Genomic DNA, 23,537 nt, shown 5'->3' on the forward strand with positions numbered 1-23,537 from the left:
CGCCTGGGCGGCTACACCGCTCGGGTGGTGCGGTCGCGCCGCGCCCCCACGACCCGGCAGACGAGGTAGATCACGAACGAGATCGTGGTGATGTAGGGGCTCACCGGCAGGGTCCCCGCGACCGCGAGAAGCACGCCGCCCACGGCCGACACGAAGCCGAACAGCGCCGCCAGCAGCGGCACCGAGAGCGGACCGGATGCCACCCGCATCGCCGCCGCGGCGGGCGTCACCAGCAGCGCCATCACCAGCAGCGCGCCGATGATGTGCACGGCGACGGCGACGATGAGTCCGAGCAGCAGCATGAAGCCCAGCGACACCACCGTCGTCGGCACCCCGCGGGCGGCCGCGGACTGCGGATCGAGCGAATCGAAGCGCAACGGGCGCCAGATCATCAGCAGCGCCACCAGCACGATCAGCCCGATCACGACGAGCCAGCCGAGCTGGGCGCTCTGCACCGAGACGATCTGCCCGGTCAGCAGGCTGAACCGGGTGGCGCTCCGGCCGTTGTAGAGCGACAGGCACAGGATGCCGACACCCAGGCCGAACGGCATGAGCACGCCGATGATCGAGTTCCGGTCGCGCGCGCGGGCTCCGAGCAGGCCGATGATCGCCGCCGCGATGAGCGACCCGACGATCGACCCGGAGACCACGTCGACGCCGATGAGAAGGGCTACCGCCGCGCCCGCGAAGGACAGCTCGCTGATCCCGTGGACCGCGAACGCCATGTCGCGCTGCATGACGAAGACGCCGATGAGTCCGCCGACGAGCCCGAGCACCGCGCCCGCGTAGACGGAGTTCTGCACGAGCTCGAGAATCGCGCCGTACTGGCTCACGCCGCCGAACAGCGCGTCGCCCACGTCGGCCCAGTTCATGCGTCGTCCTCGTCGTGGTGGTGGTGGGCCTCGTCGGCGTCGGGCGCACCCACGACGACGAGTCGTCCGCCGGCGCGGGTCACGAAGACCGGTGCGCCGTAGAGGGCGCTGAGCGTCTCGGACGTCAGCACCTCGTCGGGGGTGCCGAGCGTGAAACGGCCGTGGGCGATGTACAGGATGCGGTCCACGTTCGCCAGAACGGGATTGATGTCGTGGGTGACCAGCAGCACCGCGGCGTCGCGCTCGCGCCGGTGGCGGTCGATGAGCCGCACCACCGCCTGCTGGTTCGCCAGGTCGAGGCTCGTCAGGGGCTCATCGCACAGCAGCAGGCGGGGGTCGTCGGCGAGTGCCTGCCCCACGCGGAGCCGCTGCTGCTCGCCGCCGGAGAGCAACCCGACCGGGCGGTCGGCGAACGCGTCGGCGCCCACCGCCGCGAGCAGTTCGTCGATGCGGGCACGATCCTTGCGGCGCGAGAACGGCAGCCCGAACCGGTGCCCGTCGACCCCGAGCCCGACGATGTCGCGTCCGCGCAGCGGCGTCTCGCGGGGCAGCGGCCGCTGCTGCGGCACGTAGCCGATGCGGCGGTTGCCGGCACGGCGGACCGGGGCGCCGAGCGCCTCGATCGTGCCGCCGCTCAGCCGCTCGAGGCCGAGGATGGCCCGGAGCAGCGTCGTCTTGCCCGAGCCGCTGGGACCCAGGACCGCAACGAGCTCGCCGGGCTCGACCTGAAGGTCGAGCCCGGACCACAGCTCGCGTCCGCCGCGTTCGAGCGCGGCGCCGCGGATGCGCAGGGGGACGGCGTCGCTCACGCCGCCAGGGCGTCCGACAGCGCGGCGATGTTGCTCTGCATCCACGAGAGGTAAGTCTGGCCCTCGGGAAGCGTCTCGGTGAACTCCAGCACCGGAATGTTCTTGGACTTCGCTTCGTCCATGACCTGCGTGGTCTCGGCACCGCCGGTCTGCGGGTTGACGATCATGACCTGGATCTGGCCCGAGTCGATCAGCTGGAGCGACTCCAGCAGCGTAGCGGGCGGGACGTCCTGGCCCTCTTCGACGGACTCGCTGAACTGGTTCGGGGTCGCGTTCACGAGACCCGCGGCTTCGATGAGGTACACCGGCACGGGCTCGGTGACGAACACCTTCGCCCCGGCATCCTTCGCTTCGATCTGACCCAGCGAATCCTCGAGTCCGGCGATCTGCTGCACGAACGCGTCGGCGTTGGCGGTGAAGTCGGCGGCGTGCTCGGGGGCGAGCTCGCCGAGGTGCTCGGCGATCGCCTTCGCGAGGTCTTCGACGGTGTGCGGGTCGTACCAGACGTGCTCGTTGAAGCCCTCGATGTGGTCGTGGCCGTCGCCCTCGGCGTGCTCGTGGTCGTGGTCGTCAGCGCTCTCGCTGGGCGCGGCGCTGGCGTCGTCGTGCGACTCGGAACCCGGGTAGTCGTGGTTGTACTCGACGGCGGTGAGGACCTCGGCGCTCGAGCCGCTCGCCTCGACCAGGGACTCCATGAACGAGTCGTATCCGGCGCCGTTCTCGATGACGAGCTGCGCACTCTTGAGCGTCAGCTGGTCCTGGGCGCTGGCCTCGTACTCGTGCGGGTCCTGCGTCGGCGACGTGATGATCGACGTCACGTCGACGAAGTCGCCGCCGATGTCCTGCGCGATCGAGCCGTAGACATCCGTGGATGCCACGACGGTGACCTTGCCGTCCGCGCTCGGCGTCGACCCGGCCGAGGGCGACGTGCCGGCGCAACCGGCGAGGGCGAGCACGGAGGCCGCGCCGAGGACGAGGGGGGCGAGCAGGCGTCGGGTCATGGCATCCACTGTATCGGTAGTGATAACCGTTCTCAAACTCAGGAGCGTGTGTCGAGCGGGCCGGTTTAGGCGCGTGGACGCCGGGGCCGCGCATCCTCGATAAACGCTCTCCGCGCGCAGAAACACGCTCTCCCCGCGTTTATGCGCGCGAGAAGCGTTTATGCCGGCGTCAGGGACGCGACCGGGCCCCGGAACGCCGCGTCGGCATCCGGCACCACCTCCGGAGAGGGGCGCGGATGCCGACGCGGGCTTTGTCAGTCGAGGTCGGAGGTGTCGACCGGGCGGCGACGGCGGGCGATCACGAAGAGCGCCAGCCCCAGGAGCGTCAGGCCGGCCGCTCCCCCGACGAGCCACGGCGTGCCCCGCCCATCCGCGCCCGTCACGGCGAGCACGTCCACCGGGATGGAAACGGTGCCCTGCGATTCCCCGCCGGACGTCGAACCGTTGCCGGACTGCGCCACCGGCACGAGCACGATCGTGTGGGAGCCCGCTTCGACCGAGGCGGGAACTTTCACGCGCACCGACAGGATGCCGTTCGCGTCCGTGGTCGCCGTCGTCAGCAGCGTCGGCACCGAGTGCAGTTCGACGGCGACCTGGGAGCCCGCGGCGAACCCGTTCGCCTCGATCACCAGCTCCACACCGGCGGCGACCTGAACGGGCGCGGGCGCTGCGCCCGCGGTGAGTCGCACCGCGTCGCTGACATTGCCCGCCCGATCGACGGCCCGCACCTGCGCGCCCTCGCCGAGATCGGCCGGCGCCGCGGCGAGCGAATCCCCCCACGTCGAGCCGTCGGCCGAGTACTGCAGCACTCGGACGCCCGAGCCGCCGTCGGATGCCACGGCCACGACGCGTCCGTCCGAGCCCAGCCAGCCGCTCAGTCGCGGGCTCGCACCGTCGACGCGCACGTTGCGGACCACCGTCTCGGCCACGTTGCCCGCGCGATCGGTCGCCCGGTACGAGAACGCCGTGGTCCCGTCTGGCAGCGCGACCGGCGCGGTGTACGCCGTCCAGTCGCCGTCGCCGAGGCGGTACTCGATCGCCGCGACCCCGCTGTCGTCGTCCGACGCCTCGAGCGTCACAGATGCACCCGACCGCAGCCAGCCGTCATCGCCCGCACCCGAGATCGTGTCCCACACCAGCGGTGCGGTCTCATCGCCGACGGTCTCTTCGACCCGCAGCGAGACGGGGTCGCTCGTGACCTCGCCGGCCGCGTTCGTCGCGCGCAGCGCCCACTGCGAGCCGTCCTGGCCCGCCGCCGCGGTGAAGGACAGCTCGGCGGCGGTGGCGCCGTCGACCGGCATCCACTCCCCCTCGGCGCCCGAACGGGTCAGCCACTGCAGCGTCGGCTGCGGCGAACCGGCGACGACCGCGGTGAGGGTGACGGTGGCACCCGGGCGCACGGCGACATCAGCGGGCAGGCCCGACACGGTCGGTTCCACCAGGAGCTGGAAGGCCGCCTCGTCGGACACCACGTAGTCGCCGAACGGGTCCGACACGACCGCGCGGAACCGGTCGCCGTCGGCGACCTGCGCGAACGGCAGCTCCAAACGGTTCGCGGTCGCGCCAGACACGGTCGTCCACCCGGTGGCCGCCCCCGCCCGCTGCCACTGCACCCGGACCGACGATCCGGCGGTGCCCACCTCGAAAGCCACGGCAGACGTGTCGCCACCGGTGCGCAGCACATCGCTCGGCTGCGCCGTGATCGACACCTTCGCCGACGAGACCGAGAGCGTGACCTCGTCGGAGTACACCGGCTGCGCCTGCCCGTTCGAGACACGGGCGCGGAAGACCGCGCCGTCCTCGTCGGCCGTGACGCCGCGCAGGCGCAGCGTCGTTCCGGCACCACCGACGACGTCCTGCCACCCGGCATCCGTCCGCTGCTCCCAGACGACCGTCGGGGAAGGGTCGCCCGACACCCCGACGCGGAAGTCCACGTCGGCCCCCGCGTCGACGCGAGCCGACTGCGGCTGCTGCTCGATGCGCGCGTCGGTGTCGACACCGAAGACCTGCATCTCGGCGAGCTGCAGACGGTGTCCGCCGTTCGCGTCGCCGCCCTCGTCGGGCGCACCCTGGCCGAGCGTCGTCACCCACACCCGCACGTAACGACCGGTGGTCCCGGCATCCGCGCGATAGGTGCGGGGCTTGCCGTCGTCGGCGGTCTGCCCGGTGAAGGTCCCCACCGTCGTCCACGTCGAGCCGTCCGCGGACACCTCGAGCTGGAAGTCGCGCGGGAAGTTGCGTCCGGTCACCGCCGTAGGCTCCGAGCCCGCCGCGGTGCGCGGGTACAGGACGATGCGGGTGACCGGCTGCACCGATCCGAGGTCGACCGACACCCACTCCGTCGTGTTCGCCGAGGCACGGGCCGGGTCGCTGGTGTAGCCGTGCGCACTCGAGGTCGAGGTGAGCGCCCCGTCGGTGAGCATCGATCGACCCCAGCCCCAGCCGTCGAGCCAGGTTCCCGCCGACACGCTCTTGCCCTGTGCCAGGTTCGGCGCGGACGGCGAGGAGGAGTCCAGACCCACGGCGTCGATCTGGAACTTGCCACCCCATGCCTGCGCCCCGTCTGCGCGGAACGATACGGTCACGCCGGTGACGTCCTCGCCCTCGAGCGCCGCCAGGGGCACCACAAGACGGTTCCACTGGTCGGGGGTGACCGCCTGCTCTACGCTCGCGGTCTTGGTCGCACCCGTCACGACGACACGTCCGACGTAGGTCGAACCGGCACCGCCGTAGCTGTCGAGATCCAGGACGAGCGAATGGGCGCCGTCCGTGGAGACCGGCGTGTCCAGCGTCACCGACGTCGATCGCCAGGCACCTCGCTGCGGCGAGCCGTCCGGCGTCACCTCGAGGGCCTTGGCTCCCGAGGAGGCACGACCGGGACCGTTGGGGAACGAGCCGACGGATGCCACGGACGAGCTGTTCTCGCCGGCGACCCAGCCCTCCGTGCCCGACTCGAAGCTGGAGATCAGCTTCGTCGTCGACGGCAGGCACGCGGCGCCGGTCGGGTCGAGACCGCACGAGGCCGAGCCTCGCACGAGCAGGAGGACATCCTTCTGGACGCTCACCCCGGCACCGTCGGAGACGGTCACCACGGCACGGCCGCTGTCCGCATCCGCCGCCGCGACGAGGGGCACGATCGCGTCGATCGCACCGCTGGGGGGAACCGTGACGGACACGTCGCCGTCGATCGTCCACCCCGCGGGCAGGCCCGAGACCGAGACGGTCGCGTCGATGGCATCCGAGGCCCGCACGTTCGTGAGGGGCACGCGGGCGAAGGCGCGTCCGCCTGCGTCGGCGACCGACGGGTCGATGACGACGTCGCCGACGGCGAGGGCGCTGTCCACCCGGATGGGCATCTCGATGCGGCGCGCGAGCGTCACGCCGTCGACGACGTAGTCGACCTCGAGCGCGAGCACCTGATCGGACGGCTCCGCCTCGGCCGGAGCCGAGATCGAGTACGCCGCGGTGGAGGTTCCCCCGGCCGTCACCTGCGCGGGCGTCCAGTCGGCGGTCGTGGCCGCCGTCCATCCGCCCGGCAGCGACAGCCGCGAAGCGATCGAGTCGACACCGAGCGAACCGGTGGAGCTCAGCGTGGCCGAAAGGTCGACCGTGCCACCCGGTCGGACGACCGCGTCGGACAGGCGGGCCGTGAGCGTCGCCCCCGCGCGCTCGCCGATGAACTGCGACAGCGCGTCGATCGCGCGGTCCGCCGGCGTCGCGACGGTCGGCGCCGACACAGCATCCAGGCCGGCCTCGTCGACCCCCGTGCGCAGGGCGCGGACGGCGGCCAGCGCACCGGCGGCATCCACGTCCGTCCCGGCCCGGTAGGCCGCCAGGGCCTTGCCGGTCGCCGTGACCGCGGCGGCGGCACGATCGGTGAGCGCGGCGCGGGCGTCGGCGTCGGAGAGCGCCGCCACGGCCGTCGACGCGGCCGCGGCTGCGTCACGAGCGGTGACGAGGTCGCCGAAGCGGGCGTCGTGCGCGAAGGAGTAGTCACCGGAGCCGACGGTGATGACGACGTCGTCGCCGTCCTGCGCGATGGTGTGCACGCCGACGGCCTCGGCGGCCACTCCGCCGGACTCGGTCGTGCCGGCCACCGTCGCACCGGGGAGACGCACGGTCGCGGTGGCCCCGAAGGGCACCGACACGTCCATCGAGACGGCGCCGTCGGTGTTCTTCCACGAGATGGCCGCTTCACCGTACGGCGTCTCGCGGGAGGCCTGCGCGTTCGCGACCGTGTCGGTCACCTTCGGCGCGAAGACGATGTCCTTGTATCCGGTCGAATCCGATGCCTGGTCCAGGCCCGCGACCGCGGTGTAGAGGAAGTCGTCGATGGAGGTGAACATCGGGTGGTTCAGCGAGTTCGCGCCATCCCAGTCCTCCCAGATGGTGCCGGGGCCGTTGTCGAGCATGTACCCCCAACCCGGCTTCGTGGTGTCGCGGAGGTTGGCGAGCACGAGGTCGGATCGACCGTTCTGCTCGAGAGCCAGCGGGATGTAGTGGGTGCCCGGAAGACCGCCGGTGAACTTGCCGCCGCGGTCCTGCACCTTCTTCACGAGGGTGTCGACCACACGCTGGTGCTGCGCCGCCGGCACGATGCCCAGCGTCAGCGGGAACGCCTCGGCGAACTGGCTCGACCCGTAGCTGTCGACGCCGTTGAAGAACGTGCGGTTGATGGCCGCCTCGATGCGGTCGGCGAGGGCCGAGTACCGCGCGGCGTCATCGGTCTTGCCGAGTCGCTCCGCGAATCCCGCCACGATCTGGGCGCCCCAGTAGTAGTACCCGGTGCGGAACAGTCGTCCGTCGGTCTGCTCGATCGAGAGCCAGTCGTTGCCCCACTGCGAGGTCGGGTTGGTGACGATGTCGTCGGTCGTGGTGGTGCCGACGTAGTCGACCCAGTGGGCCATCGCGTCGTAGTTGGCGGCGATGAGTCCGTCGTCGGCGTAGTCCTGCCACGCGTAGTAGGGCACGAGCACACCGGCGACCGCCCACGCGGGGTCGGAGCCGTTCTCCCAGCCGCCGAGCTCGTTCGGGACGATGTCGGGGATGCGGCCGTCGGGACGCTGGGCGTCACGGATGTCGGCGGTCCACTTGGTGTAGAACGCGGCCATGTCGTAGTTGCCCATGGTCGCCTCGGCGGCGACGTGCGCGTCGGCCATCCATCCGCGCTTCTCACGCGTCGGAGTGTCCTCGGGGATGCCGTGCAGACCGTTGACCTGCGTCTGGAGGTCGGCTGTGTGCAGGCGGTTGAGGATGTCCTCCGACGAGGTGAACGTCCCGACCTTCTCGACGTCGTTGTGGATCTCTTCGGCGACGACCGTGTCGGCCGTCGGGGCGGACGCCAGCCCCGTGACCTCGGCGTAGCGGAAGCCCGCGTACCCGTAGCTGGGCCGGAAGACGAGGGGCGCACCCGCGCCGGTGACGGTTGCCGTCTGCTGCGCCCCGATCGCCCCGTTGTCGATGCGGCCGTTGGAGAGCTTCTCGCCGAGCTTCACCGTCACGACCGCACCGGAAGCGATCGTGGTGGTCAGGCGCGTGCGGCCGGAGATGTTCTGCCCGAAGTCGAGCAGGTACTGGCCGGGCGCGTACTCCGTGATCGACTGCGGCGCGATCTCGCGGATAACGCGCATCGGCTCGTTGGGAGCGGCATCCAGGACGCCCCGATCGCCCGAGACGACGTCGACGGACTGCCAACCGGTGCCGCCGCCGGTGGGCGTGTCCCACCCGGCGCGGATGAGTCGGGCGTCGTACTGCTCGCCGTTGTACTTGTGGGCACGGGTCGTGGGGCCGGCGACCGAGGTCCAGGACGAGTCGGTGCCGAACGTCTGGGTCGATCCGTCGGCGTAGGTCACCACGAGCTGGGCGATGACGTCGGAGTCCTCGCCGATGGTGAAGCCGAGGACGTTCTCACCGGCCTTCAGCTGGGATGCCACGTCGTAGGTGCGGTAGTACGACCGCTTCCGACTGTCGGTGGGCTGCGTCTCGTACTCGGCGTCGCCCACGCGGTCGCCGTTGAGGAACGGGACGTAGATGCTGCGGTTCAGGCCGAAGTCCTGGCCGCAGCAGATGCCCTGGCCGTCGTTGCCGCGCTCGTAGGTGCCCCGACCCGAGACGTACAGGCGGGCGCTCGTGGGCTGGCCGCTGAGGCTGACGACACCGCGCAGGTACGAACCCCCGGTGCCGACCCCGCCGGCCGGGTTGACCCACTGGGCGCTCCAGTCGGAGGCGTCGAGCAGGCCGGTGCCGAACGTCGCGACGTCGCTCCACGTCGACGCCGCGTCGTCCTGGTTCCACACCTGCACGCGCCAGGCGTACGTGGTTCCGGATGCCAGCCCCTCGCCCGCATAGGGGACGAGGATCTGCGCGTCGCCGGAGACCTTGCCGGAGTCCCACAGGAGATCGCGGCCGACCGCGAGGTCGTCGGCCGAGGGCGCCACCTGGATCCGATAGGCCGACTGCGTCTGGTCGCGCGCGTCCGACTCGGAGTGCCAGCTGAAGCGCGGGGTCGCAGTGCCCACAGCGATCGGATCGGTCAGGTGCTCGGTCTCGAGTCCCGTGACGCTGGGCGCGGCGGCGACGGACGCGGACGACGCCGGAGCGGCCAGGGCGGGAGCCGTCTGTGCGAGCACCGTACCGGCGGCGAGCACGGCGACGGCGAGCGCGGCAGTGACGCGACGCAGCGGCCGCGAAGCGGAGGGAGAGGACGGACGAGGGGTCGACGCCAAGAGGGCGGTGTTCGTCAAGACGGATCCAATCGTCGGTGATTGCGGTCCAGCGGGCTCAGCGGCGAGCTCGCATCGAGGGGGAGAAACGACTTTGAATCGTTTCAGTGTTCACGTCAACATATCATCCCGCTGAGAGGATGCGAAGACCTCCCTCAAAGAAGTCGCCCTCCCGCGATCGCGAGGAGGGGCGACTTCTTCAAGCGACTATCCGGTCACTGCTTCACCAGCACCCCGCCGTCGACCCACGCCGTCGCGGAACCGCTGTTCTTGTAGAAGTACAGCAGCGCGGAGGTCGCCGACGCGCCGGTGGTGAAGGTCACCGACGCCTGCTTCCAGTGCGAACTCGTCACCGGCGTCGAGATCTCGGTGCCACCGAAGTTCTTCGCCCCGAGGTACACCGGCTCACCGGCCGACGACTTCGCGAAGCCGGTGAAGGTGTACGTGGTGTTCGGGGTGAGGCCCGAGACCACCTGGTACACGCCCTTGCCCGCGCCGGTGAACGTCGCCGCATAGCGCCCGTCGTACGGGTTGGTGGCGACGACGGATGCCGCCCCCTCGACGGACCACGAGGTGAGGTCGCCGCTCTCGAATCCCGGGTTCAGGATGCCGGCATTGGTCAGCTCGAGCTCTGCGAGCTGCAGGCGGTACACCTGCGACGCCCCTTCTGTGATCGGCTGGCCCTGTTTCGTCGCGGTCAGACGCACGTAGCGGTAGGACGCCTTCCCGGTGGAGAACACCTGCGGACCCGCCGCCTTCTGGCCCGTCTTGTACCCCGTCTTGCTCACGAGCGAGGTCCAGGTGGTTCCGTCGTTCGACCCCGCAAGCACGAAGTCGACCGGGAACCCGGCACCGTCGGCATCCTGGTCGTCCCGCGGCCACAGGGTGGCAGTGTCGAACGACTTCGCGCTGCCGAGATCGAGCTGCACCCACTGCGTGGCGGAGGCCGTCGCTGTCGCATCCGAGGTGAAGCCCTGCGAGATGCCGCCGGTGTCGGACGAGTCGTACGTGTGGCGACGGCCGTCGACCAGCTTCGCCCCGCCCCAGCCGCCACCGGTGTAGCTCGAGGAGCTGGTCACCGTGCTTGCGCGCGCCACGTTCGTCGCCGATGCGGGAGTGGTCACGGCCACGGCGCCCGTGGACTGCGTGGACGGGGCCAGGACGAACAGCGACACGGACTTCGCGGGCAGGCTCACCTGCGACGACCATGTCGATGCCGGTGCCGCCACGTTCACGCCGGAGGGACGCAGCAGCTCGTTGGGACCGGTCGTGCGGTTGCGCGTCCCCGCGGACCAGTCGGCGTAGTAGTTCCCGGACGTGGCGTCGACGTCGTACCGGGTGACCGAGAAGTTGGACGACCCGAACGGCAGAGAACTCGCCGAGAGCGAGACCGTGGAGGCATCCGTGCCGTCGTTCCAGGCGAGGAACGCCGTGGTCTTGCTCCCGGTGTCACCGGTGGCGATCGCCCCGACGGAGCGATCGGTCGGGGCACCAGACGTCGTCGAGGTCAGCACCGTCGAGGGCATCAGGTCGAACATCTCGAAGACGTTTCCGACAGCCTTGCGGTGTCCCTCCACGGTGAGCAGGCCCAGGTCGGTGGAGAAGTCCGCCGTCGGGTTCCATCCCTCGACGGGGCTGAAGAAGAACACCCCGTTCAGCGTCGGCTGGAGCAGCGCCGAGGTCAGACGCCGCGCCGCATACGAGGCGAGGACGTTCGTGTCGGCGTCACCACCCGGAGTGGAACCGAAAGCAGCCGTGGTGTGCCACTCGGTGACGTACTGCTTCTTCGCCGGAATGTTCCGCGACGACAGCATGCCCGCCACGGTCGCCGACTTCGAGAAGTCGTTGCCGCCGTAGTCATGCCAGCTGACGAAGTCGAACGGTACCGTCGGGTGCGCGGCGATGTAGTCCAGGAACGTCCCCATGATGGGCGCCTGGATGTTGTAGACCGCGGGCCCGCCGATCTGCGCGGTCGAATCGGCGCTCTTGACGGCGCTCGCCGACGCCGCGTACAGGTCGTTGAACGCCGAAGTGCCCGACTTCCAGAAGTCGAAGTCGGGCTCGTTCCACACCTCCCAGTTCAGGCCGGTGTGTCCGAGGTCGGCGTAGTGCTTCACGGTCGTCGAGACGACCGTGGACCAGTCGGTGAGGCTGGAGGGCGCGGTGAACTTGTCCTTCGCCAAGGCCCCGGGCATGTAGCTCAAGGTGAACCACGGCACCATGCCCTGATCGAAGAGCGGAAGGACGACCGAGTCGAGTTTGGTGAAGTCGAAGGTGAGCGCCCCGGACGCGTTCCGCGAGACGAGCCCGTAGAAGTCGTCGTCGAAGATGTGGTCGATGCGGACCGAGCGAACGCCGGTGGAGTTCACCTCACCCAGCGTCTCGGGCAGGAGGTGGAGGTTCTTCGTCACGGCATAACCGCCCTGCGAACCGTTGAGCAGCCGGCTGTCGTCGAGCTGGAGCCCCGAATCCGTGCCGTAAGTCGCGCTGAACGTCACCGAGCTGGCGGCGACCGCGGGAGGCGCCGACGCCCCCGCTAGCAGAAGGGCGCCGATCATGGCACCGACGGTCGCGTTTCTCTTGATGGACACTTCTCTCCTCTTCTTTGAAGAATCCGACGGCGCACCCGCCGTCGGCGAATGGCAGGCCGACCGCCGTCACGGTCGGCCTGCCGGTCGATCACACGGAAACGGCTGTCGCCACCTCCGCGGAGAATTGGTGGACGCCGGGGCCCACTTCTTCGTCCACGTCGCCCAGTCGGATCTCGGCGACGACACCCTCGGGGATGGTGGCTTCGACCTGCACCCGCGAGCCGTCTCGGCGCCACGACACCGCGATGGCTCCGTGGCGGCTGTCGAATGACGTCTGCGCGTGATCGACACCGTCGATCGGCCGAGGGGCGATCCGCACTCGCGAGTACCCCGGCTCGAGGGGGGTGAGCCCGCCGAGCTCGCGGTGCATCCAGTCCGCGACAGCGCCCAGCGCGTAGTGGTTGAACGAGGTCATCTCGCCCGGGTTGATGGTGCCGTCGGGCAGCATCGAATCCCAGCGCTCCCAGATCGTCGTCGCGCCCATGGTCACCGGGTAGAGCCACGAGGGGCACTCCCGCTGGAGAAGGAGGCGACCAGCGACGTCGAGGTGTCCCGTGCCGCTCAGGGCGTCCAGGATGTAGGGCGTCCCGGCGAAGCCGGTCGAGATGCGGTACCCGGATGCCACGACCAGCTCGGCGAGGTTCGCGCCGGCCCAGACCCGGTCGTCGTCGTCGAGCAGACCGAAGGCGATCGCGAGCGCGTACGACGTCTCGCAGTGGTTGCGGAGGCGCCGCGCACCCGCGTCGACGTACGCGCCACGGAAGGCCTCCCGCGTGCGGGAGCGCAGCTGCTCGAGTTCGTCGAGCACGTCGTCCCGGCCGAGGACGCGCGCGATGCGTGCGGTCAGATCCGCCGACCGGTACAGGCACGCCGTGGCGACCAGACTGCGATCGGCCTTGGCATCCGCCGGATCGTGCGGCGGCGCGTCGGGGTCGAGCCAGTCGCCGAACTGGAACCCCTGGTCCCACAGCCCGGACGGCGAGACGAGCGATTCGACGTGCCGGAGGTGCGAGAGCATCGCGCCGAAGTTCTCGGCGAGCACGCGGTCGTTCCCTGATGCCATCCACACCGCCCAGGGAACCCACACGAGGGCGTCGCTCCAGACGGCCGTGGAGTCGACAGGCGTGATGTCCTCCGGCACCCCGACGTACTTCAGGACATCGGGCACCACGTACGGCACCACACCGCCCTGGTGCTCCTGCTCGACGACGACGTCGCGCAGCCAATCGCGGAGGAAGTCCTCGACGTCGAAGAGGTAAGCGCTCGTGGCCGCGAAGACGGCGATGTCGCCGGTCCAGCCCAGGCGCTCGTCGCGCTGCGGGCAGTCCGTGGGCAGGTCGACGAAGTTACCCAGCGTGCTGTTCACGACGTTCTGGTGCAGGCGGTCCAGCAGCGGTTCCGAGCTCGAGAACGTCCCGGTGCGACGCAGACGCGACCCGATCCGCACGGCTTCGAGTCCGCCTCGGCGGACGGCCTCCAGGCCGCCCGGCCACCCGTCGACCTCGATGTATCGGAATCCGTGGAAGGTGAACCGCGGCTCGAACACGTCGTCGTCACCGGACAGGATGAACCGGTCGGTGGCGCGAGCCGAGCGCAGGGGCCGGACGCCGATCTCGCCGTTCTCCAGGACCTCGGCGTGACGCAGCGTCACGACGGCGCCCGACCCACCCGACACCTTCGCCCGCGCCCAGCCGACGATGTTCTCTCCGAAGTCGACGATGACCGTGCCCGAGGGCGACGCCCAGGCATCACGCACCGGGAGCGTCTCCAGCGGGACGACCGGAGGACCGACATACGCCTCGAAGCGCTCGTTCGGCTCCTTGAGGACGCGCACAGCGGACTCGCTCGGCGTCTGTCCGCGTCTGCGGGCGTCGATGGTCTGCCCGTGGTAGATGTCGTCGTGCACCGTATCGCTGACACGAGCCAGCCAGGTCTCGTCCGTGCCCCACAGCTGGACGTGGCCGTCCTCGAATTCGATCCGAACCTCGGCGATGGCAGCCAGGGCGTCACCGTAGACGGCCGTGGCGCCCATCCAGGTCAGGTTTCCCCGGTACCAGCCGTTGCCGAGCGTGAGTTCGAGGGTGGACTCCTGCTCGACGAGCGAGGTCACGTCGGACTCGGCGACGCGCACCCGCCACTCGTAGCTCGACCAGCCAGGGGTCAGCAGATCCTCGGATACCCGTGACCCGTTCATGACGGCATCCACGATTCCGAGCGCCGAGTAGCGCAGTGTCGCCCGGACCGGTTCACCGTGTCCCCCGTCGAGGGTGAGTCGCCCCGTCAGCGTCGGGGCCCCATCGAAGGGAGTACGTGGAGCGATGAGATGCGAGATCGTGAACATGGGTCAGCCCTTGATCGCTCCGCTGGTCATGCCCGCCACGATCTGGCGGTTGAAGAAGACGTACATGACGAGCGGGGGGATGGTGATGAGGAGGATGTCGGCGAAGAGCAGGTTGAACTGGCCCGCGCTGGTGGAGCTGGAGGCGTACGCGTAGAGCGTCAGCTGCACGGTGGCGTTCGCGTCTCCGGGGAGAAAGTAGAGCGGGTTGGCGAAGTCGTTGAACACCGCCACGGACTGCACCACGATGACCGTGACGATGACGGGCTTCAGCAGCGGAAGCACGATGCGGAAGAACAGCCGGATCGGACCCGCGCCGTCGATCAGGGCCGCCTCATCGAGTTCGCGCGGGATTGTGGCGACGAACGCGCGGAACAGCAGGATGCAGAACGACAGACCGAACGTGGCCTCGATGAGGATGAGTCCGCCCAGCGTCTTGAACATCCCGAGTCCTTGGAGCACCCAGATGGTCGGCACGACGGCGGGCGGCACGATGAGGCCGGCGAGCACGAAGAAGTTGATGAGCGGGTTCCACCGGGACTTCTTCCGCTGCAGCACATAACCGACCATGGCGGCGAGGATCACCATGATGATCACGCTCGCGACCGTGAGCACGATGCTGTTGACGAAGGCACGGACCAGGATGCCGTTGCGATCGGCCAGCACCGCGGCGACGTTGTCCCACAGCTGCCACTCGGTGGGCCAGGTGAAGGCCAGAGCTGACGCCTCGGGCGCCGTTTTGGCGGCTGTGACCAGGATGAAGGCGAAGGGGACGAGGAAGACGACGACCGAGACCAGGATGGCGATCGACCCGACGGTCCAGCGTCGGACGGCGAGGCGGCTCATGAGTCCACGCTCCTCTTGTTGATGAAGATCGAGAGGGGGATCATCACGGCGGTCACGACGACGAACAGCACGACGTTCCCCGCGGTCGACAGACCGTAGAAGCCGGCCTGGTACTGCTTGTAGATCACCGAGGCGATGACGTCCGAGCTGAATCCCGGCCCGCCCTTGGTCATGGCCCAGATCAGGTCGAACGAGCGCAGACCGCCGATCAACGACAGGATGATGACCGTTCCGGTCGCCGGCCACGACAGCGGGAAAGTGATGTTGCGGAACACCTTCCATGCGCTCGCGCCGTCCACGCGCGCGGCCTCGAAGTACTCCTGCGGGATGGCGACGATGCCGGCGATGTAGATCAGCGTCGCGATTCCGAGGCCCTTCCAGACATCGACGAAGGCGACGCTGATGAGGGCCAGGTTCGGGTCGGTCAGCCACCCCGGACCCTGGATGCCGAACACCGACAGGGCTCCGTTGACCAGACCGTCGAAGGGGTCGAGCAAGACCTTGAAGGTCAAGCCGACGCCGATGGTCGAGACGAGGACGGGGAAGAACGTGACCGCGCGCAGGTACCCCCGGCCGATGATCTCCGAGGTCAGCAGCACGGCGAGCCCGAGGCCGAGGATCACCTTGGCGCCGCTGGTGACGACCGCGTAGATCACGGTGTTGGTCACCGCCTGCGAGAGCTGCGGGTCCGAGAAGAACTGCACGAAGTTGTCGAGCCCGATGAAGTGAACGTCGAACAGCGACCACCGCGTCAGGCTGAAGTAGAACGACGCGAAAGTCGGCACCGCGAAAAGCACGACGTACAGCGCCGCCGCCGGGATGTAGAACCACGACGGGTACATGCTGCGCATCTTCCGGCCGGCCGGCGGCACGGGGCGGCGGATCCGTCGCCGGTCGCGTGCCTGCGGCGGCACCACGGTGGCGTACGTGTGGGTCATGGGTCAGTCCTTCGTCGGAGCGGAGGCGGGGCCGGAGCGGGAAGCTCCGGCCCCGCGGTGTGCGGGCGAGAGGGATCGCCGGGCACGGGAGCGCCGGTGTCAGCGCGCGGTCGTCACCAGCCGGCGAGACCGAGCTGCTGGGCCTGCTTCTTCACGTCTTCGTCGTAGGCGGCGGCGCCGTCCTGCGCCGACGAGATGCCCGATCCCACGCTGATGGCGATGTTCTCGAGGTTCGGTCCCTTCACCGGCGACAGGAACTCGAGAGCGGGTGCGCTCTTTCCTGCGTCGACGTACTTCTGGATCTCGGCGACCAGGGGCGCCGCATCCGCGGGCACCGAGCAGGAGCTGATCGTGTAGGGGCCGCCGGCGACGAAGTTCTTGTTCTGGACGTCGCACCCGTCTGGAGAGTTGACGAACGCGACGAACTTCTTCGCGGCCTCGAGCTTGGCGCCCTCGGTGGTCTTGGGGATGTAGACGGCGCTCGGTTCCCAGACGGTCAGCGTGGTGTTCGCCGCCTTGTCGGCGGGCAGGGCGAAGAAGCCGATGTCCTTCACCGCGTCGGGGTTGCTTTGCGTGATGTTGCTGAGGACGGCGCTCGAGAGCATGGGGTACATCGCCGCCTTGCCGGTGGCCAGCGCGGCCGAGCCGTCCGCCGCGGTGGCGGAGGCGAAGTCGGCGTTGAAGAGGCCCTTGTCGAAGGCTTCCTGCAGGTGCGTGAATCCGGCCAGGGCGGGCTCCTGAGCGAACTTCGCCTTGTTGGCGGTGAAGTCCTCGGCCCAGTTCTTGTCCTGGGTGAGCACGTTGCCGAAGTCGGCGAGGAGGAACAGCTGCGAGGTCCAGGTGTCGCCGTAGGTCTGCTCGATCGGCGTGATGCCGGCCGCTTTGATCTTCTCGGCATCCGCGACCAGCGAGGACCAGTCGGTGGGGACGCTCAGACCGAGGTCGGCGAACACCTTGGTGTTGTAGGCGATGCCGCCGGCCATCGAGGTTCCCAGCGGCGCACCATACGTGCCGTTGTCGGTCGAGACGACGGTCTTGAAGTTGTCGGTGACCTCGGATGCCCACGACTCGTCCGCGAGGTTCGCGAGGGTCTGGTCGGGGTTCAGCGCCTGGAAGAGCGATCCCGTGTTGTAGAAGAACACGTCGTCCATTTCGCCCGTCGACAGCTGGGTCTTGACGAGGTTGTCACCCTCGGTGCCGCCCGGGCGGGTGTTGAGCGTGACCGTGACGTCGGGGTTGGCCTTCTGGAAGGCGGCGATGAGGGCGTTCCCGGTGGCGATCGCGTCGTCGCCGTTGGTCGTGAGGAACGAGATCTCCACCTTGCCGTCGGCTGTGGTGGACCCCGACGACCCGGAGCACCCGGCGAGCGTGGTGGCGGCGATCGCTGTCGCGGCGACGGCGAGCACCGTGCGACGAGGGCTGATGAATGAGGACACTGCTTACCTCCTTGTAAGGGACCGGATGCAAGGATTCCGGACGATGTGTCGCTACGCGAACCGGTCGAGTTCGGGTTGTGTAAACCGATCTACACGAGGCGACGAAACAGACCATAAACCGACTGGCGCGATTTCGTCAACCGATCTACATTGGAGAAACGAATCGACTGAAGGAGCTCGATGCTCGATCCCGCGCCCTCCGCCGGGTCACCGACCCGGGCGGCGACCATCGAGGATGTCGCCCGTCACGCGGGGGTCTCTCGCGCGGCCGTCTCGAAGGTCATCCGCGACGCCTACGGCGTGAGCGACCGGATGCGCGAACGAGTGACCGCCTCGATCGAGACGCTCGGGTACCGTCCGCGCGTGGCGGCCCGGGCGATGCGCGGGTCCACCTCTACGATCGGTGTGCAGCTCCCGCAGGTGGACAACGATTTCTTCACGCGCATCCTCACCGGCGCCGTGCAGTCGCTGCGCGAGTCGGGATACCAGCTCATCATCGCCCCGATGGCCGACCCGGTCAGCGGAACGGCAGCGCTCGAGAGCCTGTACGACCGACAGGTCGACGGGATTATCGCCGTCGCCCCCGCCGTTCCGCAGGCGTGGCTCGAGGGCCTGGGGCAGCGAGTCCCCCTCGTCCAAGTCGGTCAGCACGACCACCCCCGCAACTACGACGTCGTCGTCGGCGACGACGACGAGGGGGCCCGGCTGGTGATGGAGCACCTGTTCGCCGCGGGACACACGCGGATCGCGCACGTCACGAACGACGAACGGGTCCTGGTCGAGCCCCGCACCGATCCGCACCCCCGACGTCTGCGGGTGTACGAACGGCTCATGCGGGAGCGCGGGCTCGAGCCCGAAGTCATCCGCATCGACCCGGCCGAGCACGACGCGCGCCGCACGGTGGCGAGTCTGCTGGATCGCGCGGTGCGCCCGACGGCCCTGTTCGCCGGACACGACTCGCTCGCGCTGTCGGCGCTGGAGGTCGTCGCGAACCGCGGGCTCGGCTCCGCCGATTTCGCCGTGGTCGGCTATGACGACGTCCCCATCGCCAGCCACCCGCTGATCGGCCTGACCACGGTCGACCAGGACGGGGAGCAGATGGGGGCGACCGCCGCGCACCTGTTGCTGGAACGCATCCGCGGGCGGATCGAGCCCGAGCGGCGGGTCTTCTCCCCCGCCCTGCGGGTGCGGGCAACGAGCAGCCCACCGTCCGTCGCCGCGCGGTGAGGGGCGCGTCAGTCGGCTGGTCGGCGCTTTCGCATGCAAGTCGCGTTCAGCACCGACATCTGCGCGCGAGCCGCCGTCCACGGACGCGCTCCTGGCGACCTGACGGTGATCTCCGCGGCGCCCGCCTTCGCCCCGAGCGGGACGGATAGCCTGGAATCGATGCCACGGGATGAGAACGCGCGAAGAAGACTGTCCCGAAGCACCCCGAACGGCGCCGTGGTCGCCGTTCTCGCCCTCGCCGGTCTGTGCTCGTCGTTCCTGTTCACCCTCGTGGTGCCCATCCAGGCGAGGCTGCCGGAGCTGCTGAACGCGTCCCGCGACGACACCGCGTGGGTCGTGACCTCTACGTTGCTCGCCGCCGCCGTCATCACCCCGATCGCGGGACGCCTCGGCGACATGTACGGCAAGCGACGGATCGTCCTCGTGCTCCTGGTGGTGATGATCGCCGGGTCGGTGATCGCCGCGCTCTCGCCCGGCATCGTCGGGTTGATCGTGGGGCGTGCCCTGCAGGGTGCGGTGGTCGGCGTCGTCCCCCTGGGCATCTCGATCATGCGCGACGTCCTCCACGAGAACCGGGTCGACAGCGCGGTCGCGCTCATGAGCGCCACCCTCGGCGTCGGCGGCGCGGTCGGCCTCCCCATCAGCGCCCTCGTCGCGGAGAGCACGGATTGGCACTGGTTGTTCTGGATCGCCGCTGCCCTCGGTGCCGTCGTGTTCCTCCTGGTGCTGTGGATCGTCCCGGTGAGCGTGCTCCGCACCGCCGGCCGCTTCGACTACGCGGGTGCCGCAGGACTCGCGGTCGGCCTCATCGGCGTGCTCCTCGCGGTGTCGCGCGGCAACTCGTGGGGGTGGACGTCGCCGCTCACGCTCGGCCTGGCCGCCGGCGGCATCCTGGTCCTGCTCGTGTGGGGCTGGTACGAGCTCCGCATCGACGAGCCGCTCCTCGACCTGCGCGTCGCCGCCCGGCGTCCCGTGCTGCTGACCAACCTCGCGTCGATCGCGATGGGCTTCGCGCTGTTCACCTCGAACGTCTCGCACCCGCAGATCCTCGAGCTCCCGACCGCCACCGGAGTCGGTCTCGGCCTGTCGCTGTTGGCCGCGAGCCTCGTCGTGATGCCGTCGGGTCTGGTGATGATGGTGCTCTCGCCGATCTCGGGCACCCTCGCGCGGACCATCGGCCCGCGCGTCCTCCTGGTCGCCGGCTCGGCGTCGCTCATCGTCGCCTACGGCTTCAGCCTGATGTTCTCGACCGAGGTGTGGCACTTCGTCGTGGCGAACATCCTGATCGGCTTCGGAATCGGGTTCGGCTACGCCGCCATGCCCATGCTCATCATGCGCTCGGTCCCGCCCAGCGAGACGGGCGCCTCGAACGGTCTCAACGCTCTCGCGCGCTCCCTGGGCACGAGCACGTCGGCCGCCGTGGTCGGCGTCGTCCTGGCCACGCTCTCGACCGGCGAGGGCGAGACCCGCGTGCCGACGGCCGAGGCCTTCGACGTCTCGTTCGCGCTCGGTCTCGGGGCGGCTGTCGTCGCGCTCGTCCTGGCGCTGCTCATCCCGACCAGGCCGGCGTCGAGCGAGCGGCATCCGGCTCTTCCGGAGTGACGCGGGGCCGGAGCGCCCCGCACAGACGACAGCGGCGCCACCCCGGAGGGTGACGCCGCTGGAGTCGCTGGGGATCAGCGCAGGATGCCGCCGAGGTCGAGCGCACCGTCGACCACGTCGTCCACACCGGAGGTGACGTCGCCGACGACGTCGTTCACGGAGCCGGAGATGTCGCCGACGGAGGCGCCGTTGTCGCCCGTCGAGACGCCGGCGTCACCGGTGGAGACGCCCGTGTCGTTGCCCGAGCCGACGGGAGCGTCGATCGGGGCGGTCACGTCGTTGCCCGAGCCCACCTCGTTGCCGGAGCCGAGGTCGTTGCCTGAGCCGATCGGCGCGGTGGTGTCGTTGCCCGACCCGATGGGGGCCGTCGTGTCGTTGCCCGACACGACCGGGGTCTGGTTGCCCGACGCGACATCGCCGTTGAGCGAGTCGCTGACGAGCGGACCCTGCACGAGCGGCCCGATGTTCGCGATGTCGCCCACCGCGGTCTGGGGGCTGGCGGTGAAGTCGCCGCTGTCGATGAGGTCGCTGACCCACGTGTAGAACGGGTCGGACGCGTCGACGAACTGCGTCGCGGTCGTGGAGGCATCCGTCGAGGTGACGTTGTCGTCGGCCGAGGCCGGCAGTGCGAGTCCGGCGACGGCGAGAGCCGCAGCTCCGGTGCCGGCCGCAGCGATCATGCCGATTCGGATCTTCGTGTTGTACGTACGCATCAGGTTTCCCTTTCCGTTTCCGTCTACGGCGCTTCCGCCGCATGTGGGGTGATCCGAAGAGGACCCGGAATCGGATGGGTGGGAAACGGGAGGGATGCCGATCTGCGGCGATGCCCGACGGACGCGATCCGCGTCAGGGCGGCGATCGCGGGAAACCCTGGCAGAACCCTGGCAATACCCGATCCGGCTGCATGCACAGGCTTTCAGGGAAAGGCCGGTCATCGACCGCGTGGCGCTGAGTGTCTCGACGACACGCCGGATACGTCGCCACCGTCGACAGCTATTTTGTGGAGGCCTCTTGGATTGCTCGCCACGCTGCCGCACTGCTCCAGGCCGCGCCCGAAAGAAGGATGAACGCGAGAACGATGACGCCGAAAGGTTCGTTCACGAACCCGAGGACCGCCAGGACCGTGCCGCCCACGATTGCGATACCCCCGGTCAACGTCATCGGAAGAATCGCGGCCCGGTGCCCCTCCCGCCAAGCGGTGTCACTCGCGAGCGTGGCTCGCGTGCGTACCCCGACGATGCGGTTGCGCGGAATCTTCCCGACCGCGGGAAGTACGGTCCCCGCAATAGCGAGTACGGCGACAGCGATCTCTATGTAAATCATGCGGTGACCTCCTCGGCCTTCGCGGGCGTAGATGGGGATGCACGCTGGAACTGTAAGAAGAACACGTTCGCCTTCTGCAGCGCGAGGCACAGAAGCAGAACGCCAGTCATCGTCACTCCGAAGGACCACAGACCGAGCACCACGGCGATGCCCGCGTGGAAGACGATCCCCAGGGACAAGATCACTCGCGCAAACGTGCCGCGCATCCAAATTGCGACGGCGAGCAGCACCTCGAACACCATCACGGTGTAGGTCGCCATGTCCAGCACGACGGGGAGCTCCAAGACCGGCGCGAGAGCGGTGAACACGTCTGCCGGGACCCCGAAGCCGGGGACCTGCAGCCAGTACCACAGCGCTGACCCCTCGGACCATTGCGGGACGGCGAGATTCCGACACAGCCGATGCCAGGCGAGCGGCATCCGGCGCTGCCAGAGTGACGCGATAGGCACCGCGTCGAAGCATCGGCGGTGCGCCGCGCGCGGGCCGGTGCCATCATCGGCACATGTCGACAATCGAAGGTGCCGCGCCCCCGCCATGTCGGCCGGGGGTGCCACCCTGGGGCGATCAGTGGGGCGTTCTGACCCTCGTGAACTTCTTCGCGGGTGGCGCGGCACTTTGGGCAACGGCCGCGGCGTGCCTCGTCGCCATGTCCACCGAGTACGACGGGATCGTGTCGATCATCGCCATCATCGTGGTTCCGCTCCTCGTCGCCGTGCCGTCGGCGCTGGTCGCCCTCGTGGTAGGCCTGCCCGTTCGGCTCATTCCCGTTGCCCGCCGGTGGTGGCTGGCCCACGGAGAAGTCACGGTGATCGGGGCAGCCACAGGGTTCGTCGTCCTGCTCGTCGGAGTCTGCGTCATCGCCGCTTCGGGATCGGAGTCGCCAACCCCCGGCTTGCCGATCCTTCTAGCCGGCTGGGGCATCTTCTGCCTCAGCGCGATCAACTTCGTCTGGCCGCAGCGCTGGCGACGAGCGCCGAGTTCCCTGTCCCGGACTCTCCTCCGCCCGTGACACCGCGCCCCTGACCACCCGCCGCCCGGCGAAGCCGGACCGCATCCATACCGTCATTCGCCGACGACCACCCGCCCGCCGACCACGGTCAGCACCCCGTCGGCTGAACCCAGGGCGCCGGGGTCGGCGGGGAGCGGATCGACGCTCAGCACCGTGAGGTCGGCGAGGGCAGCGATCTCGACGGGAGGGATGCCGATCCGCAGCGCTGTCCGACGGACGCGATCCGCGTCAGGACGGCGATCGCGCGAAACCCTGGCAGAACCCTGGCAAAGCCCGAACCGGCGCCGCCTTGGCCGCTCTCGCGCGGGTTGCCGCCGGCCGGAGCAGCGGTGCCCGGCCGCCCCTCCCCCACGGGGAAGGAGCGGCAGGTCCGCTCATTTCGCGATCACTGCTTCACCGGCACCCCGCCGTCGACCCACGCCGTCGCGGAACCGCTGTTCTTGTAGAAGTACAGCAGCGCGGAGGTCGCCGACGCGCCCGTGGTGAAGGTCACCGACGCCTGCTTCCAGTGCGAACTCGTCACCGGCGTGGAGATCTCGGTGCCACCGAATTTGTTCGCGCCGAGGTACACCGGCTCACCGGCCGACGACTTCGCGAAGCCGGTGAAGGTGTAGGTGGTGTTCGGTGTGAGGCCCGAGACCACCTGGTACACGCCGTTGCCCGCGCCGGTGAACGTCGCCGCATGGCGCCCGTCGTACGCGTTGGTGGCCACGACGGATGCCGCCCCTTCCTCGTTTGATGGTCACTGCCCTTCTCTCTTCCTCGAGAATCCGACGACGTCGCTGTCGCCGGGATGGCGCCGACCGTCGTCACTGCTGACCCG

15 protein-coding genes and 1 pseudogene are annotated in these 23,537 nt (G+C 69.4%); 3 read left to right on the forward strand and 13 right to left on the reverse strand.

Going from position 1 to position 23,537, the window contains the following annotated elements; all coding sequences use genetic code 11:
• Positions 1–11: 11 nt before the first annotated feature.
• The 9 genes from P8R59_RS05215 to P8R59_RS05255 form a co-directional block, all read right to left on the reverse strand.
• Entirely contained in the window at positions 12–872 is an 861-nt protein-coding gene (locus tag P8R59_RS05215) for a metal ABC transporter permease (protein ID WP_278103042.1), read from the reverse strand.
• Positions 869–1,681, reverse strand: a complete 813-nt coding sequence (locus P8R59_RS05220; RefSeq protein WP_278103043.1) for a metal ABC transporter ATP-binding protein — start codon at positions 1,679–1,681, stop codon at positions 869–871. Before P8R59_RS05220 ends, P8R59_RS05215 begins: the two co-directional genes overlap by 4 nt.
• Positions 1,678–2,682: a metal ABC transporter solute-binding protein, Zn/Mn family gene (locus P8R59_RS05225; RefSeq protein WP_278103044.1), complete on the reverse strand. Its 1,005-nt coding sequence runs from the start codon at positions 2,680–2,682 to the stop codon at positions 1,678–1,680. Before P8R59_RS05225 ends, P8R59_RS05220 begins: the two co-directional genes overlap by 4 nt.
• 254 nt (positions 2,683–2,936) lie before the next feature.
• A complete protein-coding gene (locus tag P8R59_RS05230; protein ID WP_278103045.1) occupies positions 2,937–9,425 on the reverse strand; it encodes a family 78 glycoside hydrolase catalytic domain in 6,489 nt (2,162 codons plus the stop codon).
• A gap of 194 nt (positions 9,426–9,619) precedes the next feature.
• Complete coding sequence (locus P8R59_RS05235; RefSeq protein ID WP_278103046.1) at positions 9,620–11,995, reverse strand: GH39 family glycosyl hydrolase; 2,376 nt, start codon at positions 11,993–11,995, stop codon at positions 9,620–9,622.
• 88 nt (positions 11,996–12,083) lie between these two features.
• Positions 12,084–14,336: an alpha-L-rhamnosidase gene (locus P8R59_RS05240; protein ID WP_278103047.1), complete on the reverse strand. Its 2,253-nt coding sequence runs from the start codon at positions 14,334–14,336 to the stop codon at positions 12,084–12,086.
• Positions 14,337–14,339: 3 nt separating this feature from the next.
• Positions 14,340–15,179, reverse strand: coding sequence for a carbohydrate ABC transporter permease (locus tag P8R59_RS05245; RefSeq protein ID WP_278103048.1), 840 nt, complete (start codon positions 15,177–15,179; stop codon positions 14,340–14,342).
• Positions 15,176–16,117 (reverse strand): carbohydrate ABC transporter permease, encoded by a 942-nt coding sequence (locus P8R59_RS05250; protein ID WP_083735091.1) that lies wholly within the window; start codon positions 16,115–16,117, stop codon positions 15,176–15,178. The genes P8R59_RS05245 and P8R59_RS05250 overlap by 4 nt, the downstream gene beginning before the upstream one ends.
• Before the next feature lie 113 nt (positions 16,118–16,230).
• Positions 16,231–17,553, reverse strand: coding sequence for an ABC transporter substrate-binding protein (locus P8R59_RS05255; RefSeq protein ID WP_278103049.1), 1,323 nt, complete (start codon positions 17,551–17,553; stop codon positions 16,231–16,233).
• Positions 17,554–17,733: 180 nt separating this feature from the next.
• Between P8R59_RS05255 and P8R59_RS05260 the strand changes: the two genes are divergently transcribed.
• Both P8R59_RS05260 and P8R59_RS05265 read left to right on the forward strand, forming a co-directional pair.
• Complete coding sequence (locus P8R59_RS05260; RefSeq protein ID WP_278103050.1) at positions 17,734–18,780, forward strand: LacI family DNA-binding transcriptional regulator; 1,047 nt, start codon at positions 17,734–17,736, stop codon at positions 18,778–18,780.
• Between the two features lie 159 nt (positions 18,781–18,939).
• Positions 18,940–20,382, forward strand: a complete 1,443-nt coding sequence (locus P8R59_RS05265; protein ID WP_278103051.1) for an MFS transporter — start codon at positions 18,940–18,942, stop codon at positions 20,380–20,382.
• A gap of 74 nt (positions 20,383–20,456) precedes the next feature.
• Here P8R59_RS05265 and P8R59_RS05270 read toward each other — a convergent pair whose 3' ends face one another.
• The 3 genes from P8R59_RS05270 to P8R59_RS05280 form a co-directional block, all read right to left on the reverse strand.
• Positions 20,457–21,095, reverse strand: a complete 639-nt coding sequence (locus tag P8R59_RS05270; protein WP_278103052.1) for a hypothetical protein — start codon at positions 21,093–21,095, stop codon at positions 20,457–20,459.
• A gap of 280 nt (positions 21,096–21,375) precedes the next feature.
• A complete protein-coding gene (locus tag P8R59_RS05275) occupies positions 21,376–21,705 on the reverse strand; it encodes an SdpI family protein (RefSeq protein WP_278103053.1) in 330 nt (109 codons plus the stop codon).
• On the reverse strand, positions 21,702–22,154 hold the full coding sequence (locus P8R59_RS05280) for a hypothetical protein (protein WP_278103054.1): 453 nt from the start codon (positions 22,152–22,154) through the stop codon (positions 21,702–21,704). Before P8R59_RS05280 ends, P8R59_RS05275 begins: the two co-directional genes overlap by 4 nt.
• 197 nt (positions 22,155–22,351) lie before the next feature.
• Here P8R59_RS05280 and P8R59_RS05285 point away from each other — a divergent pair, with 197 nt between their 5' ends.
• On the forward strand, positions 22,352–22,714 hold the full coding sequence (locus P8R59_RS05285) for a hypothetical protein (RefSeq protein ID WP_278103055.1): 363 nt from the start codon (positions 22,352–22,354) through the stop codon (positions 22,712–22,714).
• A 385-nt stretch (positions 22,715–23,099) separates the two neighbouring features.
• On the opposite strand, the pseudogene P8R59_RS05290 reads toward P8R59_RS05285, so the two are convergent.
• Positions 23,100–23,429, reverse strand: a pseudogene (locus P8R59_RS05290) (carbohydrate binding domain-containing protein); the annotation flags it as partial.
• Positions 23,430–23,537: the final 108 nt, after the last annotated feature.

The organism is Microbacterium proteolyticum (assembly GCF_029639405.1).
Lineage (GTDB): Bacteria > Actinomycetota > Actinomycetes > Actinomycetales > Microbacteriaceae > Microbacterium.

What these genes read in the sequence shown, in the direction of transcription:
- P8R59_RS05215 (WP_278103042.1), bottom strand. Translation starts at nt 872, where the DNA reads ATGAACTGGGCCGACGTGGGCGACGCGCTGTTCGGCGGCGTGAGCCAG.
- P8R59_RS05225 (WP_278103044.1), bottom strand. Translation starts at nt 2,682, where the DNA reads ATGACCCGACGCCTGCTCGCCCCCCTCGTCCTCGGCGCGGCCTCCGTG.
- P8R59_RS05240 (WP_278103047.1), bottom strand. Translation starts at nt 14,336, where the DNA reads ATGTTCACGATCTCGCATCTCATCGCTCCACGTACTCCCTTCGATGGG.
- P8R59_RS05245 (WP_278103048.1), bottom strand. Translation starts at nt 15,179, where the DNA reads ATGAGCCGCCTCGCCGTCCGACGCTGGACCGTCGGGTCGATCGCCATC.
- P8R59_RS05250 (WP_083735091.1), bottom strand. Translation starts at nt 16,117, where the DNA reads ATGACCCACACGTACGCCACCGTGGTGCCGCCGCAGGCACGCGACCGG.
- P8R59_RS05260 (WP_278103050.1), top strand. Translation starts at nt 17,734, where the DNA reads ATGCTCGATCCCGCGCCCTCCGCCGGGTCACCGACCCGGGCGGCGACC.
- P8R59_RS05265 (WP_278103051.1), top strand. Translation starts at nt 18,940, where the DNA reads ATGCCACGGGATGAGAACGCGCGAAGAAGACTGTCCCGAAGCACCCCG.
- P8R59_RS05270 (WP_278103052.1), bottom strand. Translation starts at nt 21,095, where the DNA reads ATGCGTACGTACAACACGAAGATCCGAATCGGCATGATCGCTGCGGCC.
- P8R59_RS05275 (WP_278103053.1), bottom strand. Translation starts at nt 21,705, where the DNA reads ATGATTTACATAGAGATCGCTGTCGCCGTACTCGCTATTGCGGGGACC.
- P8R59_RS05285 (WP_278103055.1), top strand. Translation starts at nt 22,352, where the DNA reads ATGTCCACCGAGTACGACGGGATCGTGTCGATCATCGCCATCATCGTG.